Annotated in this window: 25 protein-coding genes and 1 tRNA gene; 8 read left to right on the forward strand and 18 right to left on the reverse strand. The window is 65.3% G+C overall.

The annotated features are described in order from the left end of the window. From ACJRPG_RS00005 to ACJRPG_RS00020, 4 genes are all read right to left on the reverse strand, one after another. Positions 1 to 754: SMP-30/gluconolactonase/LRE family protein (locus ACJRPG_RS00005; RefSeq protein WP_407997979.1), on the reverse strand; the 754-nt coding region annotated here is incomplete at its 3' end. After that, positions 742 to 2,322 carry an aldehyde dehydrogenase (NADP(+)) gene (locus ACJRPG_RS00010; RefSeq protein WP_407997980.1) on the reverse strand — a complete coding sequence of 527 codons (1,581 nt, stop codon included), beginning with the start codon at positions 2,320 to 2,322 and terminating at the stop codon, positions 742 to 744. The genes ACJRPG_RS00010 and ACJRPG_RS00005, both read right to left, overlap by 13 nt. 13 nt (positions 2,323 to 2,335) lie before the next feature. Continuing rightward, positions 2,336 to 3,247, reverse strand: coding sequence for a 5-dehydro-4-deoxyglucarate dehydratase (gene kdgD / locus ACJRPG_RS00015; RefSeq protein WP_407997981.1), 912 nt, complete (start codon positions 3,245 to 3,247; stop codon positions 2,336 to 2,338). A gap of 108 nt (positions 3,248 to 3,355) precedes the next feature. Next, positions 3,356 to 4,087, reverse strand: a complete 732-nt coding sequence (locus tag ACJRPG_RS00020) for a FadR/GntR family transcriptional regulator (protein WP_407997982.1) — start codon at positions 4,085 to 4,087, stop codon at positions 3,356 to 3,358. 104 nt (positions 4,088 to 4,191) lie between these two features. Between ACJRPG_RS00020 and ACJRPG_RS00025 the strand changes: the two genes are divergently transcribed. Genes ACJRPG_RS00025 through ACJRPG_RS00035 form a run of 3 tightly spaced genes read left to right on the forward strand, consistent with a single transcriptional unit; the run spans position 4,192 to position 6,657 of the window. Further along, positions 4,192 to 4,968 carry a DeoR/GlpR family DNA-binding transcription regulator gene (locus ACJRPG_RS00025; RefSeq protein WP_407997983.1) on the forward strand — a complete coding sequence of 259 codons (777 nt, stop codon included), beginning with the start codon at positions 4,192 to 4,194 and terminating at the stop codon, positions 4,966 to 4,968. Then, positions 4,965 to 6,116 (forward strand): MFS transporter, encoded by a 1,152-nt coding sequence (locus ACJRPG_RS00030; RefSeq protein ID WP_407997984.1) that lies wholly within the window; start codon positions 4,965 to 4,967, stop codon positions 6,114 to 6,116. The genes ACJRPG_RS00025 and ACJRPG_RS00030 overlap by 4 nt, the downstream gene beginning before the upstream one ends. Before the next feature lie 7 nt (positions 6,117 to 6,123). Further along, positions 6,124 to 6,657, forward strand: a complete 534-nt coding sequence (locus ACJRPG_RS00035) for a GNAT family N-acetyltransferase (RefSeq protein ID WP_407997985.1) — start codon at positions 6,124 to 6,126, stop codon at positions 6,655 to 6,657. Here the strand turns inward: ACJRPG_RS00035 and ACJRPG_RS00040 are convergent. Genes ACJRPG_RS00040 through ACJRPG_RS00050 form a run of 3 tightly spaced genes read right to left on the reverse strand, consistent with a single transcriptional unit; the run spans position 6,654 to position 7,384 of the window. Beyond that, positions 6,654 to 6,881, reverse strand: coding sequence for a hypothetical protein (locus ACJRPG_RS00040; protein WP_407997986.1), 228 nt, complete (start codon positions 6,879 to 6,881; stop codon positions 6,654 to 6,656). The genes ACJRPG_RS00035 and ACJRPG_RS00040 overlap by 4 nt on opposite strands. Next, the gene (locus ACJRPG_RS00045; RefSeq protein WP_407997987.1) at positions 6,881 to 7,114 is read right to left on the reverse strand and encodes a hypothetical protein; all 234 of its coding nucleotides are present in this window, start codon (positions 7,112 to 7,114) and stop codon (positions 6,881 to 6,883) included. The genes ACJRPG_RS00040 and ACJRPG_RS00045 overlap by 1 nt, the downstream gene beginning before the upstream one ends. A gap of 27 nt (positions 7,115 to 7,141) precedes the next feature. Continuing rightward, a complete protein-coding gene (locus ACJRPG_RS00050; protein WP_407997988.1) occupies positions 7,142 to 7,384 on the reverse strand; it encodes a hypothetical protein in 243 nt (80 codons plus the stop codon). A gap of 164 nt (positions 7,385 to 7,548) precedes the next feature. Between ACJRPG_RS00050 and ACJRPG_RS00055 the strand changes: the two genes are divergently transcribed. Beyond that, complete coding sequence (locus ACJRPG_RS00055; RefSeq protein WP_407997989.1) at positions 7,549 to 7,803, forward strand: hypothetical protein; 255 nt, start codon at positions 7,549 to 7,551, stop codon at positions 7,801 to 7,803. A 10-nt stretch (positions 7,804 to 7,813) separates the two neighbouring features. On the opposite strand, the gene ACJRPG_RS00060 is transcribed toward ACJRPG_RS00055, so the two are convergent. Continuing rightward, a tRNA-Leu gene (locus ACJRPG_RS00060) sits at positions 7,814 to 7,898 on the reverse strand. 211 nt (positions 7,899 to 8,109) lie between these two features. Between ACJRPG_RS00060 and ACJRPG_RS00065 the strand changes: the two genes are divergently transcribed. After that, positions 8,110 to 8,523 (forward strand): hypothetical protein, encoded by a 414-nt coding sequence (locus ACJRPG_RS00065; RefSeq protein WP_407997990.1) that lies wholly within the window; start codon positions 8,110 to 8,112, stop codon positions 8,521 to 8,523. 59 nt (positions 8,524 to 8,582) lie between these two features. Here the strand turns inward: ACJRPG_RS00065 and ACJRPG_RS00070 are convergent, their stop codons facing one another. The 9 genes from ACJRPG_RS00070 to hutC form a co-directional block, all read right to left on the reverse strand. After that, positions 8,583 to 10,496 (reverse strand): AAA family ATPase, encoded by a 1,914-nt coding sequence (locus ACJRPG_RS00070; protein WP_407997991.1) that lies wholly within the window; start codon positions 10,494 to 10,496, stop codon positions 8,583 to 8,585. Between the two features lie 242 nt (positions 10,497 to 10,738). Beyond that, a complete protein-coding gene (locus tag ACJRPG_RS00075; RefSeq protein ID WP_407997992.1) occupies positions 10,739 to 11,494 on the reverse strand; it encodes a substrate-binding periplasmic protein in 756 nt (251 codons plus the stop codon). Positions 11,495 to 11,583: 89 nt separating this feature from the next. Continuing rightward, the gene (locus tag ACJRPG_RS00080) at positions 11,584 to 13,296 is read right to left on the reverse strand and encodes an ArnT family glycosyltransferase (RefSeq protein WP_407997993.1); all 1,713 of its coding nucleotides are present in this window, start codon (positions 13,294 to 13,296) and stop codon (positions 11,584 to 11,586) included. Between the two features lie 94 nt (positions 13,297 to 13,390). Further along, on the reverse strand, positions 13,391 to 13,660 hold the full coding sequence (locus ACJRPG_RS00085; RefSeq protein WP_407997994.1) for a type B 50S ribosomal protein L31: 270 nt from the start codon (positions 13,658 to 13,660) through the stop codon (positions 13,391 to 13,393). Between the two features lie 149 nt (positions 13,661 to 13,809). After that, complete coding sequence (gene rho / locus ACJRPG_RS00090; protein ID WP_407997995.1) at positions 13,810 to 15,072, reverse strand: transcription termination factor Rho; 1,263 nt, start codon at positions 15,070 to 15,072, stop codon at positions 13,810 to 13,812. Between the two features lie 138 nt (positions 15,073 to 15,210). Next, positions 15,211 to 15,537: a thioredoxin TrxA gene (gene trxA, locus ACJRPG_RS00095; RefSeq protein ID WP_407997996.1), complete on the reverse strand. Its 327-nt coding sequence runs from the start codon at positions 15,535 to 15,537 to the stop codon at positions 15,211 to 15,213. 101 nt (positions 15,538 to 15,638) lie between these two features. After that, on the reverse strand, positions 15,639 to 16,022 hold the full coding sequence (locus ACJRPG_RS00100; protein ID WP_407997997.1) for a response regulator: 384 nt from the start codon (positions 16,020 to 16,022) through the stop codon (positions 15,639 to 15,641). Positions 16,023 to 16,025: 3 nt separating this feature from the next. Next, entirely contained in the window at positions 16,026 to 20,639 is a 4,614-nt protein-coding gene (locus tag ACJRPG_RS00105) for a PAS domain S-box protein (protein WP_407997998.1), read from the reverse strand. 11 nt (positions 20,640 to 20,650) lie between these two features. After that, complete coding sequence (gene hutC, locus ACJRPG_RS00110) at positions 20,651 to 21,370, reverse strand: histidine utilization transcriptional repressor HutC (protein ID WP_407997999.1); 720 nt, start codon at positions 21,368 to 21,370, stop codon at positions 20,651 to 20,653. A gap of 130 nt (positions 21,371 to 21,500) precedes the next feature. On the opposite strand from hutC, the gene ada reads away from it, so the two are divergent. Both ada and ACJRPG_RS00120 read left to right on the forward strand, forming a co-directional pair. Continuing rightward, positions 21,501 to 22,559, forward strand: coding sequence for a bifunctional DNA-binding transcriptional regulator/O6-methylguanine-DNA methyltransferase Ada (gene ada / locus ACJRPG_RS00115; protein ID WP_407998000.1), 1,059 nt, complete (start codon positions 21,501 to 21,503; stop codon positions 22,557 to 22,559). Beyond that, positions 22,556 to 23,338 carry a 2OG-Fe(II) oxygenase gene (locus tag ACJRPG_RS00120; protein ID WP_407998001.1) on the forward strand — a complete coding sequence of 261 codons (783 nt, stop codon included), beginning with the start codon at positions 22,556 to 22,558 and terminating at the stop codon, positions 23,336 to 23,338. The genes ada and ACJRPG_RS00120 overlap by 4 nt, the downstream gene beginning before the upstream one ends. Before the next feature lie 2 nt (positions 23,339 to 23,340). Here the strand turns inward: ACJRPG_RS00120 and ACJRPG_RS00125 are convergent, their stop codons facing one another. Further along, positions 23,341 to 23,979, reverse strand: coding sequence for a glutathione S-transferase family protein (locus ACJRPG_RS00125; RefSeq protein ID WP_407998002.1), 639 nt, complete (start codon positions 23,977 to 23,979; stop codon positions 23,341 to 23,343). A gap of 95 nt (positions 23,980 to 24,074) precedes the next feature. On the opposite strand from ACJRPG_RS00125, the gene ACJRPG_RS00130 reads away from it, so the two are divergent. Beyond that, positions 24,075 to 25,736 carry an amidohydrolase gene (locus tag ACJRPG_RS00130; protein WP_407998003.1) on the forward strand — a complete coding sequence of 554 codons (1,662 nt, stop codon included), beginning with the start codon at positions 24,075 to 24,077 and terminating at the stop codon, positions 25,734 to 25,736. The last annotated feature ends 67 nt before the right edge of the window (positions 25,737 to 25,803 follow it).

Raw genomic sequence — 25,803 nt, forward strand, 5'->3', positions numbered from 1 at the left:
GGTCGGAACCGCCGAAGGTGCACATCGAGGGCTTGGCGAAGGGAACATCGACGCGGCGGTCGAGCTTGCCGTCCGACGTGAAGCGCAGCAGGCAGCCTGCGTCGTTCGCGCACGTCCAGTAGCAGCCATCGGCATCCACGACGGCGCCATCGGGACGTCCAACGTGGTCGCCGAGATTGGCGAAGGCGCGGCGGTTCGACGGCACGCCGGCATCGGTATCGTAGTCGAAGGCCCAGATCTGGCGGCTGCTCGGATGCGAATCGGACAGGTACATCGTCTTCCCATCCGGCGACCAGGACAGGCCGTTCTGCGTGACCAGCCCTTCCACCACCGGCCCGGACAGGCCGCGTTCATCGTAGCGGTACAGCTGGCCGACCGCCTTCGCCGCACTCATGTCCATGAACATGGTGCCGCTCCAGAAGCGGCCCTGGCGGTCCGTGCGGCCGTCGTTGAAGCGCATGCCTGCGCCCAGCGCGTCCGCAGAAGGCTTCGCCAGCAGTTCGGTCTTCGCCACCGGACCGTCGCTCAGCATCACGCTGAACATGCCGGTCTCCATGCCCGCAATCAGGCCGCCGCCCGGACGCGGCGCGACGCATGCGGCCATTTCCGGAACTTCCCAGTAGCGCGAATTACCGGAGGCGTCCAGCCTCCAGATGCGCTTCGCCGGAATGTCGACCCAGAACCAGGCCTGGTGCGCCGCATCCCACGCCGGGCTTTCGCCCACCGTGCAGTGAACGCCGCTTACGCGTTCCATGCCAGGTCGCCGTTGACCACGCGCGCGATCTTCAGCGGGTTGTCGGTGGCCAGTTCGGCCGGCAGCAGTTCAGCCGGAACGTCCTGGTAGCTCACCGGACGCAGGAAGCGGTCGATGGCCGACGCGCCCACCGAGGTCGAACGGCTGTCCGAAGTCGACGGGAACGGGCCGCCGTGCACCATGGCGTGCGCAACTTCCACGCCGGTGCCGAAGCCGTTGAACAGGATACGGCCGGCCTTGCGCTCCAGCGTTGGCAGCAGCTTGCGGGCGGTGGCGATGTCGGCGCCGGTGGCGTGCACGGCCGCGGTGAGCTGGCCTTCCACGTGTTCGGCAACCTGGATCAGTTCCGCTTCGTTGCGGCAGCGGATCAGCAGCGAGCATGGGCCGAAGATTTCGCCTTCCAGCTCCGGCTTGGCCAGGAAGTTGGCCGCGTCGGTGGCATACAGCGCAGCAACCGCGCCGCAGGTCATGCCGGTGGTGGCGCCCTGTGCAACCAGCGATACGCCGTCGATGGCGGCCAGCTTGGCCACGCCCGAGGTGTAAGCCTGGTGGATGCCGGGGGTCAGCATCGTTGCCGGGTTCTTCGCTTCCAAAGCCGCTTTGGCGCCGGCCAGGAACTTGTCCAGCGCCGGGCTTTCAATCGCCAGCAGCAGGCCGGGATTGGTGCAGAACTGGCCCGCGCCCAGGGTCAGCGAATCGGCGAACTGCTGCGGCAGTTTTTCGTTCGAGGACAGCGCGCCTTCCAGCATGAACACCGGATTGATGCTGCTCATCTCCGCATACACAGGGATCGGCTCCTTGCGTTCCGCGGCAGTCTTCATCAGCGCCAGGCCGCCGCTGCGCGAACCGGTGAAGCCGACGGCCTTGATGCGTGCATCCGCCACCAGGTTCTGGCCGATGCTCTGGCCTGCGCCGATCAGCATCGAGAACACGCCTTCCGGCATATCGCATTCGATCGCAGCCTTCTGCACGGCCTTGGCCACCAGCTCGGAAGTGCCGAGGTGGGCGGAGTGCGCCTTCACGATCACCGGGCAGCCGGCCGCCAGCGCGGAGGCGGTATCGCCGCCCGCCACCGAGAATGCCAGCGGGAAGTTCGATGCGCCGAACACGGCCACCGGACCGAGGCCGATCTTGCGCAGGCGCAGGTCGGGACGTGGGGCAGGCGCACGGTCGGGCAGTGCAGAATCCAGCGTCGCGGTCAGGAAGCGGCCGTCGCGCACTACTTTCGCGAACAGGCGCAGCTGGTTGCAGGTGCGGCCACGCTCGCCTTCCAGGCGGGCTTGCGGCAGGCCGGTTTCCTGCATCGCGCGCTCGATCAGGGCCGGGCCCAGATCCATGATGCGGTCAGCGATGGTTTCCAGGAACTTGGCGCGCTTTTCCAGCGGCAGGTTGCGGTAGACGTCGAAGGCGTCCCACGCCAGCGCGCAGGCGCGTTCCAGCTCGGCAGCGCTGGCCAGCCCGAAGGCCGGCTCGATCTGCTCATTGCGCGATGGATCGATCGCTTTGACCGTGCCTTCCTTGCCTTGCACGGCCGAGCGGCCGATGATCATTTCGCCTTTGATTTGCATTTGTATTTGCTCCTTATTGAGGGCCTTGTGCCTTCATCAGTTTTGCGAGCATCGCGACTTCCTCTTCAGTGAGGTCGGTCAGCGGTGCGCGGACAGGACCAGCATCGTAACCTGCAATCTTCGCGCCTGCTTTGACAATGCTGACTGCGTAGCCGGCCTTGCGGTTGCGGATCTCCAGGTATGGCAGGAAGAATTCGTCCAGCATCTTGTTCTGCGCAGCGGAGTCGTTGGCAGCGATGGCGTGGTAGAAGTCCATTGCCAGCTTGGGCATGAAGTTGAACACGGCGGAGGAGTACACCGGCACGCCCAGCGCCTTGTAGGCAGCGGCGTACACTTCCGCGGTCGGCAGGCCGCCCAGGTAGCTGAAGCGGTCGCCCATGCGGCGCCAGATGGACACCATCAGTTCGATGTCGCCAATACCGTCCTTGAAACCGATCAGGTTCGGGTTACGGTCAGCCAGCTTCTCCAGCGAATCCGCGGTCAGGCGGCAGGCGCCACGATTGTATACCACCACGCCGAAGTCCACCGACTTGCAGACCTCTTCCACATGGCGGATCAGGCCGTCCTGGCTTGCCTCGGTCAGGTAGTGCGGCAGCAGCAGGATGCCGTGGGCGCCCACGCGCTCGGCTTCCTGGGCGTAGGCGATGGCCTGGCGGGTCGGGCCGCCGGCGCCGGCCAGGATAGGCACCTTGCCGCGGCAGGTGTCCACGGCGGTCTTGATGATGCCGGTGTATTCGTTCGGGGTGATCGAGAAGAACTCGCCGGTGCCGCCGGCGGCGAACAGCGCGCTCGCGCCGTAAGGCGCCAGCCATTCCAGGCGCTTGATGTAGCCGGCCTGGTTGAAATTGCCTTCGGCGTCGAAGTCGGTGACCGGGAAGGACAGCAGGCCGGCGGAAAGGATGGATTGAAGTTCTTTAGGTTGCATGTCTTCTCGCTCTCGATAAGGAAATGGAAAGAAACCGGTCTGGGTACCGATGTTGTATGACATCGTACAACTAGATGCAGCAGGGCGCAAGGGCTTTGTGCAAAACGCTCAGGTGGATGATCCGGTTTCGATGTTTTCCTGGGCCCGGCGCAGGCGTTCGCGCGAATTGGAGAGGTGGGTGCGCATGGCGGCGCGGGCGCCTTCCGGGTCCTGGCGCAGGATGGCCTGGTAGATATCCTCGTGCTCGTGCTGCACGCGCTGCAGGTAGACGGCCGGATCGTCATGCGCCAACTGCGCCGAGTTCACGCGGGCGCGCGGAATGATGGTGTTGCCCAGGTGGCTCAGGATATCGACGAAATAGGGGTTGCCGGTAGCCTGCGCGATCAGCAGGTGGAACTTCACGTCCGAGGCAACGGTAAGGCCTTCCTTCATCTCGGCCAGCACGGCGCCCATCTGCTCCACCTGCTGCGCGCTGCGGCGCGACGCCGCCAGCCAGGCGGCTTCCGTCTCCAGGCTGATACGCAGCTCCAGGATGGCCAGCACATCGCCGATGGTGCGGATGGTGTCGGCGGAGATGCGCAGCTGCGTCGGCGGCTCCAGCACGAAGGTGCCGATGCCGTGCCGGGTTTCCACCATGCCCGCCGCCTGCAGGCGCGAGATCGCTTCGCGCACCACGGTGCGGCTCACGCCATGCAGTTCCATGATGACGGATTCGGTCGGCAGTTTCTCGCCCGGCTTCAGCACGCCGTCGCGGATGCTGTTGGTGAAGGTCTCCACCACGCCCTCGGCGAGGTTGCGGTAGCGCTTCTTCGGTGCTGCGAGTGCGATGGTGTCGTTCATAAGCCCATTATACCAGTGTGGCATTGGTTGTACGACAACCACGCTTTATGCACGATGATGCGTGTTCATGTATGATCGTGTATTCCTGACGCAAAATCACGCATATGCTTCCCGAAGAACGCCGCCAACTCATTATTGACCGCCTGGAGCAGGACGGCCGGGTGCTGGCCGCCGACCTGGCGCAGCGCTTCGCCACCTCGGAAGACACCATCCGCCGCGACCTGCGCGATATGGACGTCGCCGGCCTGCTGCGCCGTGTGCATGGCGGCGCCGTCAAGCGCCACGGCGGCCCGCTCGCCTTCCAGCAGCGCGAAACCACGCAGCAGCCGCGCAAGGCGGCGCTGGGCCGCGGCCTGCGCTCGCTGGTGCGGCAGGGCGACGTGGTGCTGATCGATGCCGGCTCCACCAATCTCGCCATGGTGCAGCAGCTGGACGACGGCCATGCGCACAGCATCGTCACCAACAGCCCGGCGCTGGCGGTGGCGCTGTCCGGCTTCCGGCAGACACAGGTGGTGCTGCTCGGCGGCAGCTTCGTGGGCCAGCTGGGCGCCGTGCTGGGCGCGCGCACCGTCAGCGAAGTGGCGGCCATGCATGCGGACCTGTGCATCGTGGGCCTGTGCGGCGTGGAAGCGCGGCGCGGCCTGTCCGCCACGCACGCCGACGAAGCGGCCTTCAAGGCCGCCATGCTGGCCCACAGCAGCCGCCGCGCCGCCGCCGTGCTGAACGAACGGCTGGAAGCTCCCGCGCCCTTCCATATCGCACCGCTGGCGCAGCTCGACTACCTGGTGCTGGAACGCGATGCGCCGGCCGACCTGGTGGACGGCCTGCGCGAAGCCCAGCCCGATCTTGAATTCATCCTTGCAGAGAAAGCCCGTTCATGAGTGCCGTCTTGCCGCATACCGCGTCCATCCCCGCCGCGCGCTGGGCCATTTCCAGCATCTTCTTCCTTAACGGCGCCGGCATCGGCCTGTGGGCCGCGCACGTGCCGGTGGTGCAGGCGCGCGCCGGGCTGGATACCGGCGTACTGGGCCTGCTGCTGCTGACCATCGCGGCCGGGGCCATGGCCGCCATGCCGGTCACCGGCTGGCTGACGGCGCGCTACAGCACGCGCAAGGTCACGCTGTGCGCCGGCTTCATCTTCGCCATCATGACTGCGCTGCTGACCCGCAGCAGCGATATCGTGCCGCTGTTCCTTATCGCCTTCGGCTTCGGCGCCAGCAACGGCGCCATGGATGTGGCCATGAACGCCAATGCCAGCGAAGTGGAGACGGCGCGCGGCGTGCCCACCATGTCCTCCTTCCACGGCTTCTTCAGCCTTGGCGGGCTGGCGGGCGCCGCGCTGGGCGGCCTGCTGATCGGCCTGGGCTTGGGCGACGGCAGCGGCACGCTGCTGACCAGCATCGTTACGATGGCCGCGTTCGCGCTGGTGGCGCGGCACGTGCTGAAGGTGGCCGCCCATGCGGACGCGGCCAGCCACTTCGCCCTGCCGCGCGGCCCGGCGCTGTTCCTCGGCCTGCTGGCGCTGCTGTGCATGGCGGTGGAGGGCGCACTGGTGGACTGGAGCGCGCTGCTGCTGGCCGAACGCACCGGCGCCACTGCCGCCTCGGCCGCGCTGGGCTACTCTGCCTTCTCGATCGCGATGGCGGCCTGCCGCTTCGCCGGCGACGGCCTGGTGCTGCGCCATGGCGCGCAGCGCATCATGGTGGTGGGCGGACTGGCCATGCTGGCCGGCCTTGCGCTGGCAGCGCTCAGCACGGTGTACGCGCTGACGGCGCTGGGCTTCGCCCTGGTCGGCCTGGGCGCCGCCAATGTGGTGCCGCTGATCTTCGGCGCGGCCGCGCGCCTGCCGGGCATGTCGGCCGGCGGCGGGCTGGCGACCGCGGCCACCGTGGGCTACGCCGGTTTCCTGCTCGGTCCCGTCGCCATCGGCTGGATCGCCTCGCGCAGCAATATCGCCATCGCGCTGGGCGGCCTGTCGCTGGCCGGACTGGTCATCGCGCTCAGCTCTTCCGTCGTGAAGCGTGGATAATGTGCTGATGCGCCAAACCACTTCACGTCTGGTCCTGCGCCCGCCCGCCGCCGGCGATCTTGACCAGCTGTTCCGCATCTACAGCGACCCTGCCGTCCATCGCTTCAGTCCCCGCGGGCCGCTGACGCAGCCGGCGCAGGCGGAAACGCTGCTGGCTGCCTGGATGGACCATTGGCAGCGCAAGGCTTATGGCATGTGGGCGATCTCGGCGTGCGACGCGCCCGGCCAGCTTATCGGCTTCGGCGGGGTGGCCTCCTACCGTTATCTCGACGAGGAGCGCGAGAACCTGGGCTATCGTTTTGCGGAAGCCGCCTGGGGCAGGGGCTATGCCACCGAACTCGCCCGGTTTGCATTGGAGTTTGCCCTGGGCGAACTCGCGCTGCCGGAAGTGTTTGCCTTGGTCCGGCCGGCGCATGCGGCATCGATCCGGGTGCTGGAGAAAGCAGGCATGGCGCGTATCGGTGAGCTTGATGATGTGCCGGGGCAGCCGGCAAGCCATGTGTACAGGAAGCCGGGCCGCGGCCCTGGCGTTCCCGCCTAAGTCCAGCGGTGCGGCACGGGGTGCAGCTCGATCCAGGCCCGGGCGCTGGTGAAGGCTTCATCTTCCGCGGCCATGCTGTTCGGGAAACCGCCGCAAGCCGACGCCAGCTCATGCCGGAGTTCGCCGTCGGAACCGGACGTGACCGACACGGTGTAGCCGTAAGCGCCGGTGCCGCCAAAACTCTGCACACTGATGTGATGGCCGCGATATTGCTGCATCGACATTAATGCTCCCGTTCGCGCATCGCCTGCGCCTCATAGGCGGCATAACGCTCCTCACTGGCCTCGATGGCGTTGACGCCGTCGTCGATCGTCGAGGAGGCCCGTTCGGCGGTCCCGCTGATGCCGGCTACGGACTGGTCCGCATGCTCGGCACGGTCTGCGTCGTAGCGGTCGTGCCGCAGCGCGCGCATCCTGGAGGCCTTGGCCGCTGTGTTTTGCCGGGACGGGTTTTTCATAACGTTCTCCATTCAACAGGGCCGCAGCTATTTGCGGCCGTAGGGCTGCTGTTTCAGCGCGCGCCGGCGCCCGCTGGGGGACAGCAGCCGGAAGATGGTCGGCGCGTCCACGGCTTCGGCCAGCAGCATGGCCTCGGCCTGGGCGGGATGGCGCAGCGCGGCCAGCAGCACCCGGTCGATCGTCATCGACAGCACCACATTGCGGCGCGGCCGGGGAAAGGGGCGCATTGCGCCGGCGGTGGCCGATGCATTGCCGGGATGGCTGGACATGGTGTTCTCGTAAAGTGATCAGTACCCGAGCCTACTCCTGTTTGCCCGCCAGCCCCGTTCAATAGGACGGGCGGGCGTTCCGGCCCGGCGTACACTGGCAAGGCTGCGCCCTGAGAATGGCGCACGCGCCGGCCTGCCGGCCCCGCTTGAAGCTGGAGAACCCCATGAGCGATGAATTGGTATTGACGAATATGCATGTATGCGGCCGCCAGATTGCGCAGGTGTTCGAAACCGAACTGGATGCGCGGGCACGCGCGCGCCTGAGCGAAAAACTGCTGGCGCTGATGCGCCTGAGGGCGGCGGTGCAGGCTGATATGGAGCCGAGGCTGATGCTGCTGGGCGCCCTGTCGGCTGTCGGCCAGGAGGCGCTGGCGGACCCGCTGCCTGCCGGGTTTCACCGTCCCGGCACGGGACGTTGAGGAACTTTCATGGTGCCCCGGGCCGGAATCGAACCGGCACGCCTTGCGGCGGCGGATTTTGAGTCCGCTGCGTCTACCAATTTCACCACCGAGGCAGGTGTTGAGCGACCCGCATTATCACTGATTTAACCCGAACCGGCAACTCCGCAGCACGCCGTCCATCCGGAGCCGCGCGCATTCTATCCCGCGTTTTCAGCGTTTTATCGCTTTCCGCAAGCTTGCCGGATTCCCCTTTGCTACCTTGTCACTGTCGCCGCACATTATGAGAGGCGGGGACAAACAGGCAACCACTTGGAGAAACCCATCATGAAGAAGACCTTTATCGCTGCCCTTGCAGCCCTGTCCCTCACCGGCATGACCGTTGCCATCGCCGGTCCGCAGTCGGTGGAAGACGCCGCCAAGGCCGGCACCGTGCAGATCAGCAAAACCAACCAGTACCGCCTGGGCACCGGCGAGTTCAACGACTACGCCGCCACCTACAGGCTGCAAAACGGGAACACCGTGCGTTTCAGCCAGCAGGCCAACCGCTACTTCATCCAGCTGAAAGGCGAGGAGCGCACTGAACTGCATCCGGTCGCCGCCGCCAAATTCGTCACCGCGCAGGGCGTGGATGTCGAGTTCCGTGAAGAAGGCGACCTGGTCGCCATCACCAACATCCATCAGCTGCCAAGCTCCGTTGCCATGGCGCCGGTGGAAGGCTCGGTCGTCGCACGCCGCTAAGCTGATGCTGCGCAGGACGTGAAAGAAAAAGGCCCGCTTGGGCAGCGGGCCTTCCTTACTTATGCTGCCAAACGCAGCGGTTCGGGGTCGAGGCGTTCTTCCAACAGTGCGAAGATCTGGTCCTTGGACAGCACATACTGTTCCATCAGCACGTCCTTCAGTCCATCCATCACCTCGCGGTAATCGCCGATCGCCTTCAGCGTGTCGCTGTACAGTTCATCGGCCTTCGCTTCCACCTGCACCAGCGTGTGTTCGCCGCTCAGTTCGCTCTTGAACTGGCTATAGTCCAGCTTCGAGCGCGAATACATGGACAGGCGGTTCACCATCATGTCCAGCATGGAGGTGGCTTTCTGGATGTCGTTCTGCGAACCGACGGAGATGCCGCGCGCGCCGTAGAACAGCTCTTCGGCCGCCACGCCGCCGTACAGCTGCATCACGTCGCGTTCCATTTCTTCCAGCGTGCGCAGCGACATATCGTCGCCGGCCGACAGCACATAGCCCAGCGCATTCAGCTTCGATACGGACTCGGTCGAAATCTTCAGCAGGTGCGACTTTTCCTTCACTTCGGCCAGCGACAGGCCTTCGCGCAGGTAGGGGTCGATCTGCATGAAGAAGTGGCCCAGCTCGTGCAGCGCAATGCGTTCGCGCTGGCGGGTTTTCTCGGCGGTGGTGGCGCGGTCGGTCAGGCCGATGGTGGCGCGCTCGAAGGCGCGGAACATCAGGTCCGTATTGATCACGGTCTTTTCCTGGATCGACAGCAGCGAGGCGCGGTCCACCACGGTTTCCAGCAGCGCGGGGCTGAGGTTGTTGGTGATTTCGGCCACCTGCGCCAGGTCCATATCGTTCCAGTCCACCAGGCCTTCTTCCTTACGCTGCAGGAAGGAGCGCAGCAGCTGTTCGCGCTCGCCCTTGTTCGGCAGGCGGAAGTTGATCTTCACCGAGAAGCGGCGCAGCATCGCTTCATCCATCTGCGAATTCGCCTCGTCGAAGTTGGAGGCCACCACCCAGATCACGCCCTTGCCTTCGTCGCTCTTCACGCCGTCCAGCAGGCCGAGCAGGGTGTTGGCGGTATCGTCTTCCCACTTCTTCTCGCCGCGGCCGCGCGGCATGAACAGGGCCTGCGCTTCATCCAGGAAGATGATGCAGTTGCCGCGCGCCGCCGCCTTGCGGTACAGGGCGTTCAGCGCTTTCGAGCCGCCGCCGATATAGCCCGATTCGAGCGCCGAGCCGGAGGCCTGGATCAGCGGGTAGCCGAGGCGTTTCGCCAGGTAGCCGGCCAGCTTGGTCTTGCCGGTGCCTGCAGGCCCGGTCAGCATCACGTTGAAAGGCTTGTCGATGTTGTGCTGCTTGTAGACCGCGCGGTTACGGATCATGTCTTCCAGGTGCAGCACTTCCTGCTTGATGTCTTCCATGCCGATCAGGTCGTCCATCGAGCCTTTCAGCTTGTCCGGCGAAATCACGGAGGCGGACAGGCCCATGCCGGGAATGCCGAACTTCAGCACGAACAGCAGCAGCACCACGAGGAAAATGTCGAAGGCATGGCGCTGCACGAAGGAGCTCACGCCGGCCATGGCGCCGCCTTCATCCTGCAGCACCGCCTTGTGCGAGGCCAGGTAGTCGTCCCTCGCGATTGCATACGGCAGGCCGTTGCGCAGCAGGACTTCGCGTTCCAGGTTGATGTGCGACGTGCTTGGCACTTTCACCACGTGCAGCTGGGCCGAGTCCTTGAACTTGTAGATATAGCGCGGCGCATCCGACAGCGGACGGGCGATCAGCAGGTAGTCCAGCTTGTCGCGCTTGGCGACCAGGCCGGTGATCTCGGAGATATCCTGCGAGCGCACGATGGGGCTGGTGTCCTGGCCGGTTTGCGAGCCGAGCGCAATCCAGGCAACGAGCGATGCGGTGAGCAGCAGCAGGCCGATGCGGACCCAGGTGTTCTTGAGCGCGAGCTGGAGTTTGTAAAAATTGAACATGGAGCAGACTCAATAAAGCCAAACAAATGTCGTGAAGGTGGCGGATTGCAGCGCGTTTGTGTGGCGCAACAGATCGGGGCCGAAGAACCGGGGGCGCGAAGCGGGGCGCAGCCGGGAGAATATTATTGTCGATGCCGAACGGCAACGTAGCGTATATGTGGACTATAACGGCGTCCGCAAGCTTTGTGTTTAGTGTGCTGAAGAAAAATCGCTGTCACGCAACAGCGCAAAAATACAAGCTTTTATTTTTGATCAGACCAGTGCTCGTACTTGCGTTCGATGCGGGCAAAACTTCCGTCACGCCGCATTGTATCAAGGCTCGCGTTCATGCGCTCGACCATCGCATCCGGCACCGAAGGGTTGCAGGCGAGGTAGACCTTTACCTTGAGGAAGGTGAGCACGGGTGCAATCTTTCCATTCAGTCCGAACTGTTCCAGCGCCGTGCTGCCGGGCGGCAGCGCCGTCACCCACAGGTCGATACGGTTCAGCATCAGCTTCTTCGGGTTCGAGTGGTCGTTCTGCACCGGATCCACATTGAAGCCGCGCGCGCGCAGGTAGTCGTCGCGCGCGTCGCCGTTGTAGGTGCCGATGCGCAGCGGCCGGGCATCCTCCAGCGTGCGCAGCGTGAACTTGCGGTCGGTGCGTCCCACGAGCGACCAGTCCGCTTCATACGTCGGGCCTATCCATTTGAACAGCTTCTCGCGTTCGGGCGTGCGGGTGGTGGGGAAGATGCAGGTATTGGCGTCGCGCTGGGCCATGGTGTAGCCGCGCTTCCAGGGCAGGACGTCGAGCTGGTAGGAGATGCCGGTGCGGCTGAGCATTTCCTTCACCTTGTCCGTTTCGTGGCCGCTGACCTTGCCCTGATATTGCATGCTGGCGGGCGGCGATTGTTCGGTCAGTACGATGAGGGGCGGGAAGGACGGCGATGGAGGTGCGGCGTGGCCCGGCAGCACAAACGCCGCCAGCACAACCACCGATACCGCCTTCCTGAATGCCATGCCATCCCCGTAGATCCGCCAGCAATCTTCGCTGACGGAAACTAGCATAACAGTATTAACTTTCTGCGGGAATAGAAGAGGCCGCTGATTTATGGTGCGCTGCGAAACAGGCGGAAGCGTTCCGCGCGGTCGGAGGCGCGGCGGCCCTCCCACAGCAGGGTCCATTGCGGGCCGGGTGCGGGCAGCGCGCCGTTGCCGCGGGTACTGTCTTGCAGCAGCAACAGATCGCACTTGCCGGGGTTCACGCCGCCGAAGCGCAGCTTGCCGTAATAGGCGAAGGAGGCGCGTTGCGCCGGCCCGACATTGCTGGTGATGCAATGTGCGTCCGGCGGGATCGCGGTGGCGATCTGGTGCGCCACCGCAGCGTAGCTCTTGCTGTAGTTGATATTGGGAAGAAACAGCGTCATCAGCAGGATCCAGATCAGGATCAGGCCGCCGGACGACAGCACCACGGCGCGCCACAGCACCGAAGGCCGGCGCGACACGCGCCAGTGCACCAGCAGGAACCAGCCGACGGTGGCCGCCAGCGCCACCAGGAAGGCCAGCGGGCGGAATTCGGGCGTGAAGCCGGGAATCAGCTTCAGCACATTGTGCGCGGGCTTGGCGGGCCAGCCGGTGAGCTGGGCATACCAGAATATCCACAGCACGGCCGCGCCCAGGGTCAGCACCATCACCGAGAACCAGTCGATGGCGTTGATGGCGCCGCGCTGCACGGTCAGCAGGCCGAAGGCGGCCATGATGGCCAGCGGCGGCAGCAGCATCAGCAGCTGCGCATGCTCGGGCGCCGGGTGCAGCAGCAGCAGCAGGGTGGCGATGGCCACGAAGGTCATCGGCACCACGATGTGCAGCAGGTTGCTCTGGCGGCGCCAGGCGTAGACGGCCCACAGCGCGAAGGGCCAGGCCGGCCAGAAGAACCAGACGCCGTCCTTTAGGAAGGTGGACAGGGCCTTCAGGCTGGGCAGCGCGAGCTGGGCGATGTTCCAGCTGCCCCAGGCGCCCAGCACGTCCTGGCCGTAGGGACGCAGCAGGAAGGCGGGCAGCAGCCAGGGCAGGGTGACGGCGACGGCCACCAGCAGGGTCAGCGCCAGTTCGCGCAGCACCCGGGCGGCGGGCATGGCCAGGAAGCGGGTGCAGATGAACAGGGCGGCCAGCAGGAAGGCGGGCGCGACCCAGCCGCGCGTCAGCGTCATCAGGCCGAGCGCCAGGCCGATCAGCGTGGCATTGCGCAGCGAAGGCTTTTCCATATAGCGCACCGAGCGGTACAGCGTGAAGGCCAGCAGCGCGACCTGCAGCGATTCCGAGGTGGATTCATGGCTGTGCGTGAGCAGGCCGAGGCAGCCGAGGTAGATCAGCAGGGCGGCATCGGCCAGGGTGCGGCCGAAGTCGTTGGGCTCGGGCTGGCCGCCGAAGGCCAGGCGCAGCGGCTGGGCCTCGGGGCGGCGGCCCAGCGCGTAGGTGGTGTACCACAGCGACAGGGCGCCGGCCAGGAAGGCGGTCATGGTGGACAGGTGGCTGGCGAACACGTCGTTGCTGAACCAGCCGAACAGCTTGATGCACAGGGCGCCGAACCAGAAGGCCAGCGGGCCTTCCTCCGGCTGCGACAGGCCGGCGATATTCGGCCACAGCCAGTCCTGCCACGTGCCGTGCGCCATGGTCCACATGATGCCGAAGCTGGCGGCATCGTCGTTCTTCCACGGTTCGCGTCCGATCAGGCCCGGCAGGATGTAGAGCAGGCCCAGGGCAAACAGGGCCCAGCGCGGCAGGGCGAGGACGGCGGCGGCGGGAAGACGGACTGGCTTCATGCGGTCAGGAATGCTTATTATTGGAAAGTGGGAGTATCAGGCAAAACAATAAAAAAAGGCAGCCGCAGCTGCCTTTTTTTCGTGGCCGGGCTGATTAGCCTGCAGCGACGGCGGTCTTGGAACCGACTTTGCCGAACTTCTGGCGGAATTTTTCCACGCGGCCGGCGGTGTCGACGATCTTGTGCTGGCCCGTGAAGAACGGGTGCGATTCCGACGAAACCTCGATCTTCACCAGTGGGTAGTCTTTACCTTCGTGGTTGATGGTTTCACGGGTCTGGATCGTGGAACGGGTGATGAACTTGAAGTCGCACGACAGGTCGTGGAACACAACTTCACGGTAATCTGGATGGGTATCAGCTTTCATGCTTTTCTCTCAAATTTGGTAGCCAGACAGCACTTCGTCGGTCAGTACAGCTTCTCGACCCGATTGCCGACCACTTGCCGGGGTTTAAACAGCCGGGCAGTATAACATAAAAAAAGCCCCCGGAACCGGGGGCTTTGGGCGGGGCTCTCTTAGCCGCCGCGGCGCATCATGTCGAAGAACTCGGTATTGGTCTTCGTGGCGCGCATCTTGTCGAGGATGAACTCCATCGCCTCGATCTCGTCCATCGAGTACAGCAGCTTGCGCAGGATCCAGATTTTCTGCAGCTGGTCCGGCTTGATCAGCAGCTCTTCGCGGCGGGTGCCGGACTTGTTCAGGTTGATGGCCGGGTACACGCGTTTCTCGGCCAGGCGGCGCTCCAGGTGCACCTCCATATTGCCGGTACCCTTGAATTCTTCGTAAATCACGTCGTCCATGCGCGAACCGGTTTCGATCAGCGCGGTGGCGACGATGGTCAGCGAGCCGCCTTCTTCCACATTACGGGCGGCGCCGAAGAAGCGTTTCGGGCGCTGCAGCGCGTTGGCGTCCACACCGCCGGTCAGCACCTTGCCCGAAGCCGGGATCACGGTGTTGTAGGCGCGCGCCAGGCGGGTGATCGAATCCAGCAGGATCACCACGTCCTTCTTCATTTCCACCAGGCGCTTGGCCTTTTCCATGACCATCTCGGCAACCTGCACGTGGCGGGTGGCCGGTTCGTCGAAGGTGGAGGCCACCACTTCGCCGCGCACCGAGCGCTGCATCTCCGTCACCTCTTCCGGACGTTCGTCGATCAGCAGCACGATCAGCGTCACGTCGGGGTGGTTGGCGGTGATGGCGTGCGCGATATGCTGCAGCATCACGGATTTACCGGACTTCGGCGAGGCCACCAGCAGGCCGCGCTGGCCCTTGCCGATCGGCGCGATCAGGTCGATGATGCGGCCGGTGATGTTCTCGGCGCCGTTCATCTCGCGTTCCAGGCGCAGCGGCTCGTTCGGGTGCAGCGGCGTCAGGTTCTCAAACAGGATGCGGTGTTTCGAGGCTTCCGGCGATTCGCCGTTGACCTTGTCTACCTTCACCAGCGCGAAATAGCGTTCGCCGTCCTTCGGGGTGCGCACCTCGCCCTCGATCGAATCGCCGGTGTGCAGGTTGAAGCGGCGGATCTGGGACGGGGAGATATAGATATCGTCGGTGGAGGCCATATAGCTGGCGTCCGGCGAGCGCAGGAAGCCGAAGCCGTCCGGCAGCACTTCCAGGGCGCCGTCGCCGAAGATCTGCTCGCCCGATTTGGCGCGCTTCTTCAGGATGGCGAACATCAGTTCCTGCTTGCGCAGGCGCGCCGCGTTGTCGATATCGAGCCCGATGGCCATTTCCAGCAATGCGGAAACGTGCAAGGCTTTTAGTTCAGATAGATGCATAGGTGTTTGAGTGTCCCGAGACGGGAAAGTAAGGTAGGGGAGGGAACTGCGTGGACTTAATTGTCAAAAGGGAAAGGGCTGGTGCCTCATTCCCGGCCAGGCAGGCAGTGCTGCGAGCGCAGCGCTGCCTATATTAACTCAAATATTGCTGTCGATAAAAGAGGTCAGCTGGCCTTTTGCCATGGCGCCGACTTTTTGTGCCGCTGGAACACCATTTTTGAACAGGATCAGGGTCGGAATGCCACGGATGCCGAATTTGCCCGGCACCGCCTGGTTCGAATCCACGTCCAGCTTGGCGATGGTCAGCTTGCCGTCGTATTCCTTGGCCACTTCTTCCAGGATCGGGGCAATGCTCTTGCAAGGACCGCACCATTCGGCCCAGAAATCGACCAGCACCGGACGGTCGGCCTTGAGCACGTCGGCTTCAAAGGAGGCGTCGGTGATGTGTTTGATATTTTCGCTCATATTGGTTTCCTCTTTCAGAGGGTAAGGTTTAATGTTGCCTGGCACATGCCATGTGCAGCACATGGAGGCGCCACTGCGTCTTTCAATGCAACAATCATAACCTATTTTTTCCGGATGCGTCCCGCGTGTGCAAGCAGGTCGCCCAGCTCGCTTTCCGAGACCGGTTTGGCGCAGCTGCCCAGCATGGTCAGCCCAAGCGCCATGCCCAGGGTTTCCGCGGCCCGCACGATGGCCGCGTCCATGCCGGACAGCAGCAGCACCATGCCGCCGAAGCGGCGTTCGGCGGCCAGACGCAGGAACTCGATGCCGTCCGTTTCCGGCATCGACAGGTCGCAGATCATCAGTTCCGGACGGAATTCCTCCAGCTGCACCAGGCCGGCGCGCGCATCGGGCACGCGCAGCACTTCATGCTCGCCCAGGCCGGCGATCATGTCGCCCAGCATATTGAGCTGGAATTTGTCGTCGTCCAGCAGCAGGATCTTCATCGGTCAGTCCTCGCTGGCGAAGGTGGTGTTGGCCATGATCTGTTCGGTAATGCGTGCCAGCAGGGGCCACAGGCGGGCCATCAGGGCGCGTGCCATGGCCGCCTCTTCTTCAGGCTCGGCAGGCGGCAGGCGCTCCAGGCGCTGGCACAGCTCGCCCAGTCCCAGGGCGCCCACGGTGCGCGCGGCGGCCTTCACCCGGTGGCCCAGCTCGCGGATCTGCTGGATATCGCCCTGCTGCAGCGCCGTTTCCATCTCGCTGAAGGCCTGCTCGCTGCTCTGCAGGAACTTGAAGGCGAATTTGCGTATCTTGTCCGGATGGTAGCCCAGAAGCTGGGCCAGCACCGTTAAATCGATCACTTCCGGATCGCCCGCCAGCGTCGGGAAGGCGGCGGCCGCGCGCGGCGCCGGCGCCTCGTCTGCGGCCGGGCGCTCCGGCAGCCAGCGCGCAATGGTTTGCACCATCAGCGCGGGCTGGATCGGTTTCGAGATGAAGTCGTCCATCCCGGCCTCGATGCAGCGCGCGCGGTCCTCGCTGGTGGCGGTGGCCGTCATGGCCAGCACGCGGGTATGGGCCAGGCGCGCATCGGCGCGGATATGGCGGGTGGCTTCCAGGCCGTCCATCAGCGGCATCTGCACATCCATCAGCACGCAGTCGAAGGGCGCCTGGCGCAGCAGGTCGAGCGCCTCGGCGCCGTTATTGGCGAGGCAGACCACGCAGCCCGCTTCTTCCAGCATCTCCAGCGCGATCTGCTGGTTGAAGGTGTTGTCCTCCACCAGCAGGATGCGGGCGCCCTTCAGCGCAGCCAGCACCGCGCTGTTGCGGGCGCTGTCCGCCAGCTCGGCCGCGGCATCGCCGACCTGCTTGATGATGTCCGGCACGCTGCGCGTGGACACGCCCAGCTGGGCCGTGAACCAGAAGGTGCTGCCCGCGCCCGGCGCGCTGTGCACGCCCACCTCGCCGCCCATCAGCTGCGCCAGCTGCTTGCAGATGGCCAGGCCCAGGCCGGTGCCCCCGTATTCGCGGGTGGTGGAGGTGTCCGCCTGCTGGAAGGACTGGAACAGCTTGCCGATTTCGTGTTCGGACAGGCCGATGCCGTGGTCGCTCACCTCGAAGCGCACCACGCAGTGCTGCGCATCGCTGACCACATTGATCACGCGCACGATGATGCTGCCTTCCTCGCTGAACTTGATGGCGTTGTTGGCGTAGTTGATCAGCACCTGGCCGATGCGCAGCGGGTCGCCGCGCAGTACCGGCGGCAGCGCCGGATCGACTTCGAATTCCATCAGCAGGCCCTTGCCGGCCGCCTTCGGCGCCACCACGGTGGTCAGCGTCTGCAGCACATGGTCCATCGAGAAGTCCAGCTGCTCGATCTGCAGCTTGCCGGCTTCGATCTTCGAGATATCCAGGATATCGTCGATGATGCGCAGCAGGTGCTCGCCGGCGAAACGGATTTTTTCCAGGTAGTCGCGCTGGCGCGGATCGAGTTCGGTTTTCAGCGCCAGGTAGGCCATGCCGATCACGCCATTCATCGGCGTGCGGATCTCGTGGCTCATATTCGCCAGGAACTGGCCCTTGGCCAGGCTGGCTTCCTCGGCCACCTGCTTGGCCTGGTCGAGCTGGCGGGTGCGCTGGGCCACGCGCTCTTCCAGGTGTTCGTTCAGGTCGCGCAGGTCGCGCTCCACCTTCTTGCTGTCGGTGATGTCGATCGACATGCAGATCAGGTAGGCCGGGCTGCCTTTTTCGTTGTACACCGGCTTCTTGAAGGTGCGCAGGTGGCGCTGCTGGCCGATCTTGGGATTAAAGATGGTTTCTTCATAGTCGATCAGCTCGCCGTGCTCGAAAGCCTGCAGGTCGCGTTCGCGGAAGCGCGCCGCCTCCTCCTCGGTATGCATGGGGCGGTAATCGCCCGCGCGCAGCTGCTCCAGCGAGTAGCCGAACTGCTGTTCGCTGGCGGGATTCATCAGGATCATATGGCTGTCCGGCGCCTTCAGGAACAGGCCGATCGGCATCATCTTGATGATTTCCTGCAGCCGCTGCTCGCCGCGCCGCACCGCGTCTTCGCTGCGCTTGCGGTAGGTGATGTCGGTGAGGCTGGCCACGGCCATGGTGGCGGCGCCGAATTCGTCGCGCATCGGTTCCGCGTTCACGGAAAGCCAGACCGTGCTGCCTGCCGTGCCCACGCCCATCACCACGTCGCGCACGGATTCGCCCGAGAGCAGGGCGCGCCGCACCGGATGCTCGTCCGTCTCGTACTGGCGGCCGTCTTCGTGCACGCCGGGCCACAGCGGCGCGCCGCTGGCGGAGAAATCGCCCAGCATGCGCGCGGCGGCGGCATTGCATTCGAGGACAGTGCCTTCGCCGTTCAGCACCACCAGGCCATTGGTGACGGCATTGAACACGGAGGCCATGCGCTGGCTGGAGTTGCGCAGCGCCACTTCGGCCAGGCGGCGGTCGGTGATGTCGGTAATCATGGCCAGCGTGCCGGCATAGGCGCCGTCGTCGGCATGCACCAGGGTGGTGGACAGCAGGCACCACAGCGAGGAACGGTCGCGCCGGTAGAAGCGCGCGTCGCCCTGTTCCGCCTGGCCCGGCCGGCGCTGCTGGTGCTGGCGCTTGAGCAGGGCGCGGCTTTCCTCGTCCATGAAGTCGCTCATCGGCCGCCCCAGCATGGCTTCCGTTTCATAGCCCAGCATGCGCGCCATGGTCGGGTTGACGAAGGTGGTGCGGTCATCGGCATCCGTCATCCAGATGCCTTCGGCGGCGGTCTGCACGATCAGGCGGTAGCGCTCGGAACTCGTATGCAGCGCTTCGTCGCTGCGCTGGCGCTGCGTCATGTCGCGCAGCGACACCACGGACAGGTTCTGGCCCGGCAGCTGGATCGGCGCGATATGCACCATGGCCGGGAAATGGCTGCCGTCCTGGCGGCGCGCGGTCAGCACGCGGCCCGGCAGGCGCGGGCGCGAGAACAGCTCGCGCAGGCCGCCCGGCACGCTGCGCATCAGGTCCGGCACCAGCAGTTCCATGGACAGGCTGCTCATCTCGCCGCCTTCGTAGCCGAAGCATTCGGTGCAGGCGGCATTGGCATAGCGCACGCGGCCCGCGCTGTCGGCCGCCAGCATGGCGCCCGGCATGGCGTCGAGGATGGCGGCCACGCGCGCCTCCTCGGCCTGCGCGCGGTCGCCGATATCGGCCATGGTGCCGCTGATGCGCAGCGGACGGCCATCGGCGTCGCGCGCCACCACCATGCCGCGCGACAGCACCCAGCGCCAGCTGCCGTCCTTGCAGCGCATGCGGAACTCCCACAGGAAGCGCTCCTTCTCCGCATCGGGCGCTTCCACGCGCGCCATTTCCTGCAGCAGGCGCGGGCGGTCGTCCGGATGCACCAGGTCCAGCCACTGCTCCAGCGTATGCGGCAGCAGTTCGCCGTGGCGGTAGCCCAGGATCTCGCAGTAGCGTGCCGACAGCTGCAGCACGGGTTGCTGCGGCTGCCAGTCCCACAGGCCCTCGCCGGAACCTTCCAGCGCAAAGCTGGCCAGGCGCTCGGCGTCGTCGGCCCGCTGTTCGGCGCCGCGCAGCACCACGGCCACGCGGCGCTGGCGCCATGCCACAAAGCCCAGCAGCAGGGCGGCCAGCGCCGCGCCGCCGAGATATATCCAGCGCATGCTGCGTTCCGGTTCCTCGTACAGGAAGCCGTCCAGCGGGAAGCCGCGCGGCATCATGCCGAGGGCGGCATAGCTGTCCGCAATCGCTTGCCAGCGCGCCGGATTGCTGTAGCCCAGGTCGACCAGGTTCTGCTCCAGCAGCGGCGCGGTCTGCTGCGCCTCGAACATCAGGTGTTCGCGCTGGTTGCGGTTCGGGTAGCGCGCGCGGATCAGGTCCACCATCTCCGCCGGATGCGCCATGGCATAGCGCCAGCCGCGCAGGGTGGCTTCGCGCATGGCGCGCGCCCGGTCCGGATGCTTGCGCAGTTCGTCCTCCGTGGTGTACAGCACGTCGCCGTAGAAATCGATGCCTGCGGCGCGCGGCGAGATGGTGTCGTAAGCGAAGCCCGCGCGATCCAGTTCAAAGGGCGCTTCGGTGATATAGCCCGTCATCGCATCGAGGCGGCCCTGCAGCAGGTCGGTATGGCGGTGCGTGTGCGGCACCAGCGTCAGATCCTGCAGCCGCAGGCCCTGCTTGCGCAGCATGGCGCGGATTTCGTCGTCGGCCAGCGCCATCATGATGCGGTTGCCGGGACGCGGAATCTTCAATCCCTGCGGATCCTTGCGCGCAAACAGCGCCAGCGGGGAATGCTGGAAGATGGAAGCCAGCACCACCACCGGCTGGCCTTGGGCGCGCACCAGCAGCAGGCTGCTGTTGCCGGTGCCGTACTGGGCATGGCCTTCCAGCACCGACTGGGTGGGATTCTGGCCCGGCTCCGCTTCCAGCAGCGTGACATCGAGGCCGGCCTCCTTGTAGAAGCCCTTGTCCTGCGCCGCGTAGAAGCCGGCGAACTGGAACTGGTGCGTCCATTTCAGCTGCACCGTCACCTTTTCCTGCGCCGCGGCATGCACCTGCCACGCGAGCAGGGTCAGCACGGCGAGGCGCTTCAGGAGAGGTTTGCGGAACGGCGGCATCAGCGCGGGGCTCAGGAGACCGTGCCGGTGAACTGGTAGCGGTGGCCCGGATGCCACATGGTGACAATGGAAGCAACCCGGCCGGCGGAACGGGTCTGGCGCTTGAGCACCAGGCAGGGCTGGCGTGCCTCCATGGCCAGCATGTCGGCGATATCGCGCGGCGCGGCCAGCGCTTCCAGGCTGTAGCTGGCGCCCTGCAGCGGCGCGGCGGCCACCAGGTATTCGTTCGGCGTCTGCTGCGTGAAGTCCTGCTGGATATAGTCCGGCGCGCACAGGGGATTGACCCAGCGGTCCTCCACCTGGATCGGCACCCCGTTCTCATAGTGCACCAGCACCGAGTGGTACAGCACATGGCCGGCCGGCAGGTCGAACTGCTTGGCCAGCAGCTCATTGGCCTTGGCGCGCTCCAGCAGCTGCAGGCTGCTGCGGTGGGCATGGCCGCGCGCACGCACTTCGTCCGCAATGCTGCGGATTTCGAGCAGGGTAGCCTGGTATTTTTGCGGAGCGACGAAGGTGCCGGAACCCTGGCGGCGCGTGAGCACGGCTTCGGCCGTCAGCTCGCGCACGGCGCGGTTGACCGTCATGCGCGACACGCCAAACTGCTTGACCAGCGCCTGTTCAGACGGAATGACGTCACCTTCCTTCCAGTGACCGGCTGCGATCTGTGCGGTCAGGAAATCTTTGATGCGCTGGAAGATGGGGGTGCCGTCCTGTACTTGCTGTGCGTCCAATCAATTCTCCGCGGGCGAGGGTATTGCGATTCTAGCATCGCTTACTCCGAATTCAAAAGCAAGAGCCGGAGTGTAGGATGTGGTCTGGCTCCGTACCATGCAGCTATCGACATTCAATCCGGAGTACGAGATGAGCAAGACCAGATTCCTGAGCGACGACGAGCGCTGGGCCGCCGTGCAGCAGCGCGACCATGATGCCGACGGCCAGTTCTACTATTCGGTGCGCACCACCGGTGTTTACTGCCGCCCGTCCTGCGGCGCGCGGCCTGCGCTGCGCGGCAACGTGGCCTTCCATGCCAGCACGGCGGATGCCGAAGCGGCCGGTTTCCGCGCCTGCCTGCGCTGCAAGCCGGACCAGCCGCCGCTGGCCGAGCGCCACGCCGCCATGGTGGCCGAAATGTGCCGCCTGATCGACGCGGCGGAAGAGGAGCCGGACCTGGCCGCGCTGGCCGAAGCCAGCGGCATGAGCCGCTTCCATTTCCACCGCATCTTCAAATCCGTCACCGGCATCACGCCCAAAGCCTATGCGGTGGCCCAGCGCAAGGCGCGCATGCAGCAGGGTCTTGCCAAAGAAGCCACTGTTACCGACGCCATCTACGCGGCAGGCTTCAATTCCAGCGGCCGCTTTTACGCCGCCTCGCAGCAGGCGCTGGGCATGACCCCGTCGGCCTACCGATCCGGCGGCGCCGGCTCGGTAATCCGCTTTGCGATTGCGGAGTGCTCGCTGGGCCCTATCCTGGTGGCGAGCACGGAAGTGGGCATCTGCGCCATCCTGATGGGCGACGACCCGGAAGCGCTGGCGCGCGACCTGCAGGACCGCTTCCCGAAAGCGGAGCTGATCGGCGCCGATCCGGGCTTCGACAAGGTGGTGGCGAAAGTGATCGGCCTGGTGGAAGCCCCCGAAATCGGCCTCGACCTGCCGCTGGACGTGCGCGGCACGGCCTTCCAGCAGCGCGTGTGGCAGGCGCTGCGCGAAATCCCGGCCGGCCGCACGGTAAGCTACGCCGAGCTGGCCGACATGATCGGCGCCCCCAAAGGCGCGCGCGCCGTGGCAGGCGCCTGCGCCGCGAACGCCATCGCCGTCGCCATCCCCTGCCACCGCGTAGTCCGCAACGACGGCTCGCTGTCCGGCTACCGCTGGGGCGTCGACCGCAAAGTCGCCCTCCTCGAACGCGAGGGCGGCAAATGAGCACCACCCATGGCCCCGCCGCCGGCCCACGTGTCCACCTTGGGGTCAGGCACCAAGGTGGACACGGCCTCAGCGGTGAACTCGGCGGCACAAGCCCATTCGATTGGGCCGCGGTCGCGGCCGAGCTCGATGAATTCGGCTGCGCCGTGGTGCGCGGCGTGCTGAGCCCTGAAGAATGCGCCGCGCTGGCCGCCTGCTATGCGGAACCGGGCCACTTCCGCAGCCGCGTCGTCATGGAGCGCCACGGTTTCGGCCGCGGCGAATACCAGTACTTCCGCTACCCGCTGCCCGGCATGGTGGCCGCACTGAGGGAGCGGATGTATGCCCCGCTGGCCGCCATCGCCAACCGCTGGTACGAAGCGATGCAGATCGACATCCGCTTCCCGCCCACGCACGCGGCATTTCTCGACCGTTGCCACGCCGCAGGACAGGAACGCCCCACGCCGTTGCTGCTACAATACGAGGCAGGCGACTACAACTGCCTGCACCAGGACCTGTACGGCGACCACGTCTTCCCCTTGCAAGCGGCCTTCCTGCTGTCGCAGCCGGGCAAGGATTTCGAAGGCGGCGAATTCGTGCTCACCGAGCAGCGGCCGAGAATGCAGTCGCGCGCTGAAGTGGTGCCGCTGCTGCAGGGCGACTGCGTGATCTTCCCGGTGTTTCACCGCCCGGTAAACGGCACGCGCGGCATCTACCGCGTGAGCATGCGGCACGGCGTGAGCCGCCTGCGCAGCGGCCGGCGCCATACCCTCGGCATCATCTTCCACGACGCCAGCTGAAATCAGGGCAGTTCGCTGCCCGAATGCGGATCCACCGAGTACGGGTAATGCTGGTCGAGGAAGCCCGGCTGCGCCTTCACGCGGCCGATCCAGGCACAAACGGCAGGGAAGTCCGATAGCGGCAGCCCCGCCTCATCCGCCCGGTGTACATAGGCGAACAGCGACATATCGGCAATCGTATACAGCTCGCCGGTGATGAAGGGCCGCACGGTGAGCTCGCGTTCGAGGATTTCCAGCGCCTTCAGGCCGCCCGCGCGCCGCATCTTCACCAGCGCTTCCGGCCGGCGTTCCAGCTTGCCCGTCATGCGCCAGTAGCGCAGCGAGGCAATCGCCAGCACATAGTCCTGTTCGAAGGACATCCACTGCTGTACCTTGGCCGCGCCAAATGCATCGGCAGGCAGGTAGGGCGTGCCATGCGCTAAATAGGTCAGGATCGCATTCGACTCGGCCAGCACGCGTCCATCATCCAGCTTGATCGCAGGCACGGCGCCCCCCGGGTTCACGGCGAGGAATGCCGGGGTCTGTCCTTCGCCCTCGAAAATGCTGACGATCTGCTGCCGGTAAGGCATCTGCAGGTGATTGAGCAGCAGCCGTACTTTGTAGGCGTTCTGCGAGGGAAGGTAATCAAATAAGGTCAACATGGGGCTCTCCAGTCCAAAACCAGATTGGACCAGCCGGCGAAATTCGCTACACTCTGATTCTTGCTTTCGAATCCGACAATAGTGAAAGGCCGACCATGTCCCCACGCCGCACCCTGCTCGCCGCAGCCATCCTCAGCCTCGCCTCGCAGGCGATTGCGGGCACCCTGATCGAAAACGCCAACGGCTACACGCTGAACGCACAGGGCCAGCTGGTGAAATTCTCCACGCTGGCTTTCGACGACGCGGGCCGCATCATCGCCGTCGGTACCGCGCGCGAGGTAGCCGCGAAAGCGAAGGACTTCAAGCGCGTGGACGTGCAGGGCCGTACCGTGCTGCCCGGCCTGATCGACGCGCACGGCCACGTATTCCGACTGGGCGCCATCGCCACGGAAGCCGACCTGTACACGCCGCCCACGCTGGCCGAAGCGCTGAAGTCCGTTGCCGGCTTCGCGAAGAAGAACCCGCAGCGCAGCTGGGTGCTGGGCAATGGCTGGAACCAGGAAATCTGGAAGCTGGGCCGCTTCCCCACCGCGGCCGAACTGGATAGCGTGGTGGCCGACCGCCCGGCCATGATGCAGCGTATCGACGGCCACGCCATGTGGGTCAACAGCAAGGCGCTGGCGCTGGCAGGCATCACGAAGGACACCAAGGACCCGGCCGGCGGCAAGATCGAGCGCGATGCGAACGGCAATGCCACCGGCATCCTGGTGGACGGCGCCATGGATCTGGTGCGCGCCGTGATCCCGGCGCCGACGGAAGCCGAAGCGCGCGCCTCGCTGGACGGCGCGCTGGCCGAAATGGCCCGTATCGGCCTTACCGGCGCGCACGATGCAGGCATCGACGTGGAAACGGACCGCCTGTACCGCGACTACGCCGACCACGGCAAGCTGACCGCCCGCGTCTACGCCATGATCGGCGATACCGGGAAAGACTTCGACCAGCTGGCGAAAAACGGCCCGCTGCAATCCTACGCCAACGACCTGTACGCGCTGAGCTCCGTCAAGCTCTATTCGGACGGTGCGCTCGGCAGCCGCGGCGCAGCGCTGATCAAGCCATACAGCGACGATCCGCATACCCACGGCCTGCTGTTCTACAAGAACGATGAAATGCTGGCCAAGATGGAGAAAGCGATGAAGGCCGGCTACCAGGTCAACGTGCACGCCATCGGCGACGCGGGCAACCGCCAGATCCTGGATGCCTACGCCAAGCTGCTGAAGAAGTATCCGGCATCGGCCGCGAAGCGCCACCGCATCGAGCACGCGCAGGTGGTGGCGCTGTCCGATATCCCGCGCTTCAAGAAGCTCGGCATCATCCCTTCGATGCAGCCCACCCATGCCACCTCCGACCAGAACATGGCCGAGCAGCGCGTGGGCCCGCAGCGCATCAAGGGCGCCTACGCATGGCATACCTTCCTGAAGCAGGGTTCGCGCATTGCCTGCGGCTCGGACTTCCCGATCGAGTCGCCGAATCCCTTCCAGGGCATCCACGCCGCCGTCACCCGCCAGGACATGGCCAATGTGCCCGCCAGCGGCTGGTACAAGGAGCAGGCGATGACGCTGCAGCAGGCCTTCCGCTGCTTCACGCTGGACGCCGCCTGGGCCGCACGCCAGGAAAAAGTGCTGGGCACCCTGGAGGAGGGCAAGTGGGCCGATTTCGTGGTGACGGACCGCGACCTGTTCACCATTCCCGCTGCCGATATCGGCAAGATCGGCGTGCTGGAAACCTGGGTTGGCGGCAAACAGGTGTACAAAAAATAAGGTTGACTCGGTTGTATAGACAACTTATCCTGTGAAGATGCGCGGGCTTCCGCCTGCCCGCCCCTTC

The sequence above is a fragment of the Pseudoduganella rhizocola genome (assembly GCF_045984285.3).
In the GTDB taxonomy this organism is placed as follows: domain Bacteria; phylum Pseudomonadota; class Gammaproteobacteria; order Burkholderiales; family Burkholderiaceae_D; genus Rugamonas.

What these genes read in the sequence shown, in the direction of transcription:
- ACJRPG_RS00020 (WP_407997982.1), bottom strand. Translation starts at nt 4,087, where the DNA reads ATGAACGACACCATCGCACTCGCAGCACCGAAGAAGCGCTACCGCAAC.
- ACJRPG_RS00080 (WP_407997993.1), bottom strand. Translation starts at nt 13,296, where the DNA reads ATGAAGCCAGTCCGTCTTCCCGCCGCCGCCGTCCTCGCCCTGCCGCGC.
- ACJRPG_RS00045 (WP_407997987.1), bottom strand. Translation starts at nt 7,114, where the DNA reads ATGAAAAACCCGTCCCGGCAAAACACAGCGGCCAAGGCCTCCAGGATG.
- ACJRPG_RS00125 (WP_407998002.1), bottom strand. Translation starts at nt 23,979, where the DNA reads ATGTTGACCTTATTTGATTACCTTCCCTCGCAGAACGCCTACAAAGTA.
- ACJRPG_RS00050 (WP_407997988.1), bottom strand. Translation starts at nt 7,384, where the DNA reads ATGTCCAGCCATCCCGGCAATGCATCGGCCACCGCCGGCGCAATGCGC.
- ACJRPG_RS00130 (WP_407998003.1), top strand. Translation starts at nt 24,075, where the DNA reads ATGTCCCCACGCCGCACCCTGCTCGCCGCAGCCATCCTCAGCCTCGCC.
- ACJRPG_RS00040 (WP_407997986.1), bottom strand. Translation starts at nt 6,881, where the DNA reads ATGTCGATGCAGCAATATCGCGGCCATCACATCAGTGTGCAGAGTTTT.
- rho (WP_407997995.1), bottom strand. Translation starts at nt 15,072, where the DNA reads ATGCATCTATCTGAACTAAAAGCCTTGCACGTTTCCGCATTGCTGGAA.
- ACJRPG_RS00075 (WP_407997992.1), bottom strand. Translation starts at nt 11,494, where the DNA reads ATGGCATTCAGGAAGGCGGTATCGGTGGTTGTGCTGGCGGCGTTTGTG.
- ACJRPG_RS00070 (WP_407997991.1), bottom strand. Translation starts at nt 10,496, where the DNA reads ATGTTCAATTTTTACAAACTCCAGCTCGCGCTCAAGAACACCTGGGTC.
- ada (WP_407998000.1), top strand. Translation starts at nt 21,501, where the DNA reads ATGAGCAAGACCAGATTCCTGAGCGACGACGAGCGCTGGGCCGCCGTG.
- ACJRPG_RS00065 (WP_407997990.1), top strand. Translation starts at nt 8,110, where the DNA reads ATGAAGAAGACCTTTATCGCTGCCCTTGCAGCCCTGTCCCTCACCGGC.
- ACJRPG_RS00085 (WP_407997994.1), bottom strand. Translation starts at nt 13,660, where the DNA reads ATGAAAGCTGATACCCATCCAGATTACCGTGAAGTTGTGTTCCACGAC.
- ACJRPG_RS00010 (WP_407997980.1), bottom strand. Translation starts at nt 2,322, where the DNA reads ATGCAAATCAAAGGCGAAATGATCATCGGCCGCTCGGCCGTGCAAGGC.
- kdgD (WP_407997981.1), bottom strand. Translation starts at nt 3,247, where the DNA reads ATGCAACCTAAAGAACTTCAATCCATCCTTTCCGCCGGCCTGCTGTCC.
- ACJRPG_RS00100 (WP_407997997.1), bottom strand. Translation starts at nt 16,022, where the DNA reads ATGAAGATCCTGCTGCTGGACGACGACAAATTCCAGCTCAATATGCTG.
- ACJRPG_RS00025 (WP_407997983.1), top strand. Translation starts at nt 4,192, where the DNA reads ATGCTTCCCGAAGAACGCCGCCAACTCATTATTGACCGCCTGGAGCAG.
- trxA (WP_407997996.1), bottom strand. Translation starts at nt 15,537, where the DNA reads ATGAGCGAAAATATCAAACACATCACCGACGCCTCCTTTGAAGCCGAC.
- ACJRPG_RS00120 (WP_407998001.1), top strand. Translation starts at nt 22,556, where the DNA reads ATGAGCACCACCCATGGCCCCGCCGCCGGCCCACGTGTCCACCTTGGG.
- ACJRPG_RS00055 (WP_407997989.1), top strand. Translation starts at nt 7,549, where the DNA reads ATGAGCGATGAATTGGTATTGACGAATATGCATGTATGCGGCCGCCAG.
- ACJRPG_RS00035 (WP_407997985.1), top strand. Translation starts at nt 6,124, where the DNA reads ATGCGCCAAACCACTTCACGTCTGGTCCTGCGCCCGCCCGCCGCCGGC.
- ACJRPG_RS00105 (WP_407997998.1), bottom strand. Translation starts at nt 20,639, where the DNA reads ATGCCGCCGTTCCGCAAACCTCTCCTGAAGCGCCTCGCCGTGCTGACC.
- ACJRPG_RS00030 (WP_407997984.1), top strand. Translation starts at nt 4,965, where the DNA reads ATGAGTGCCGTCTTGCCGCATACCGCGTCCATCCCCGCCGCGCGCTGG.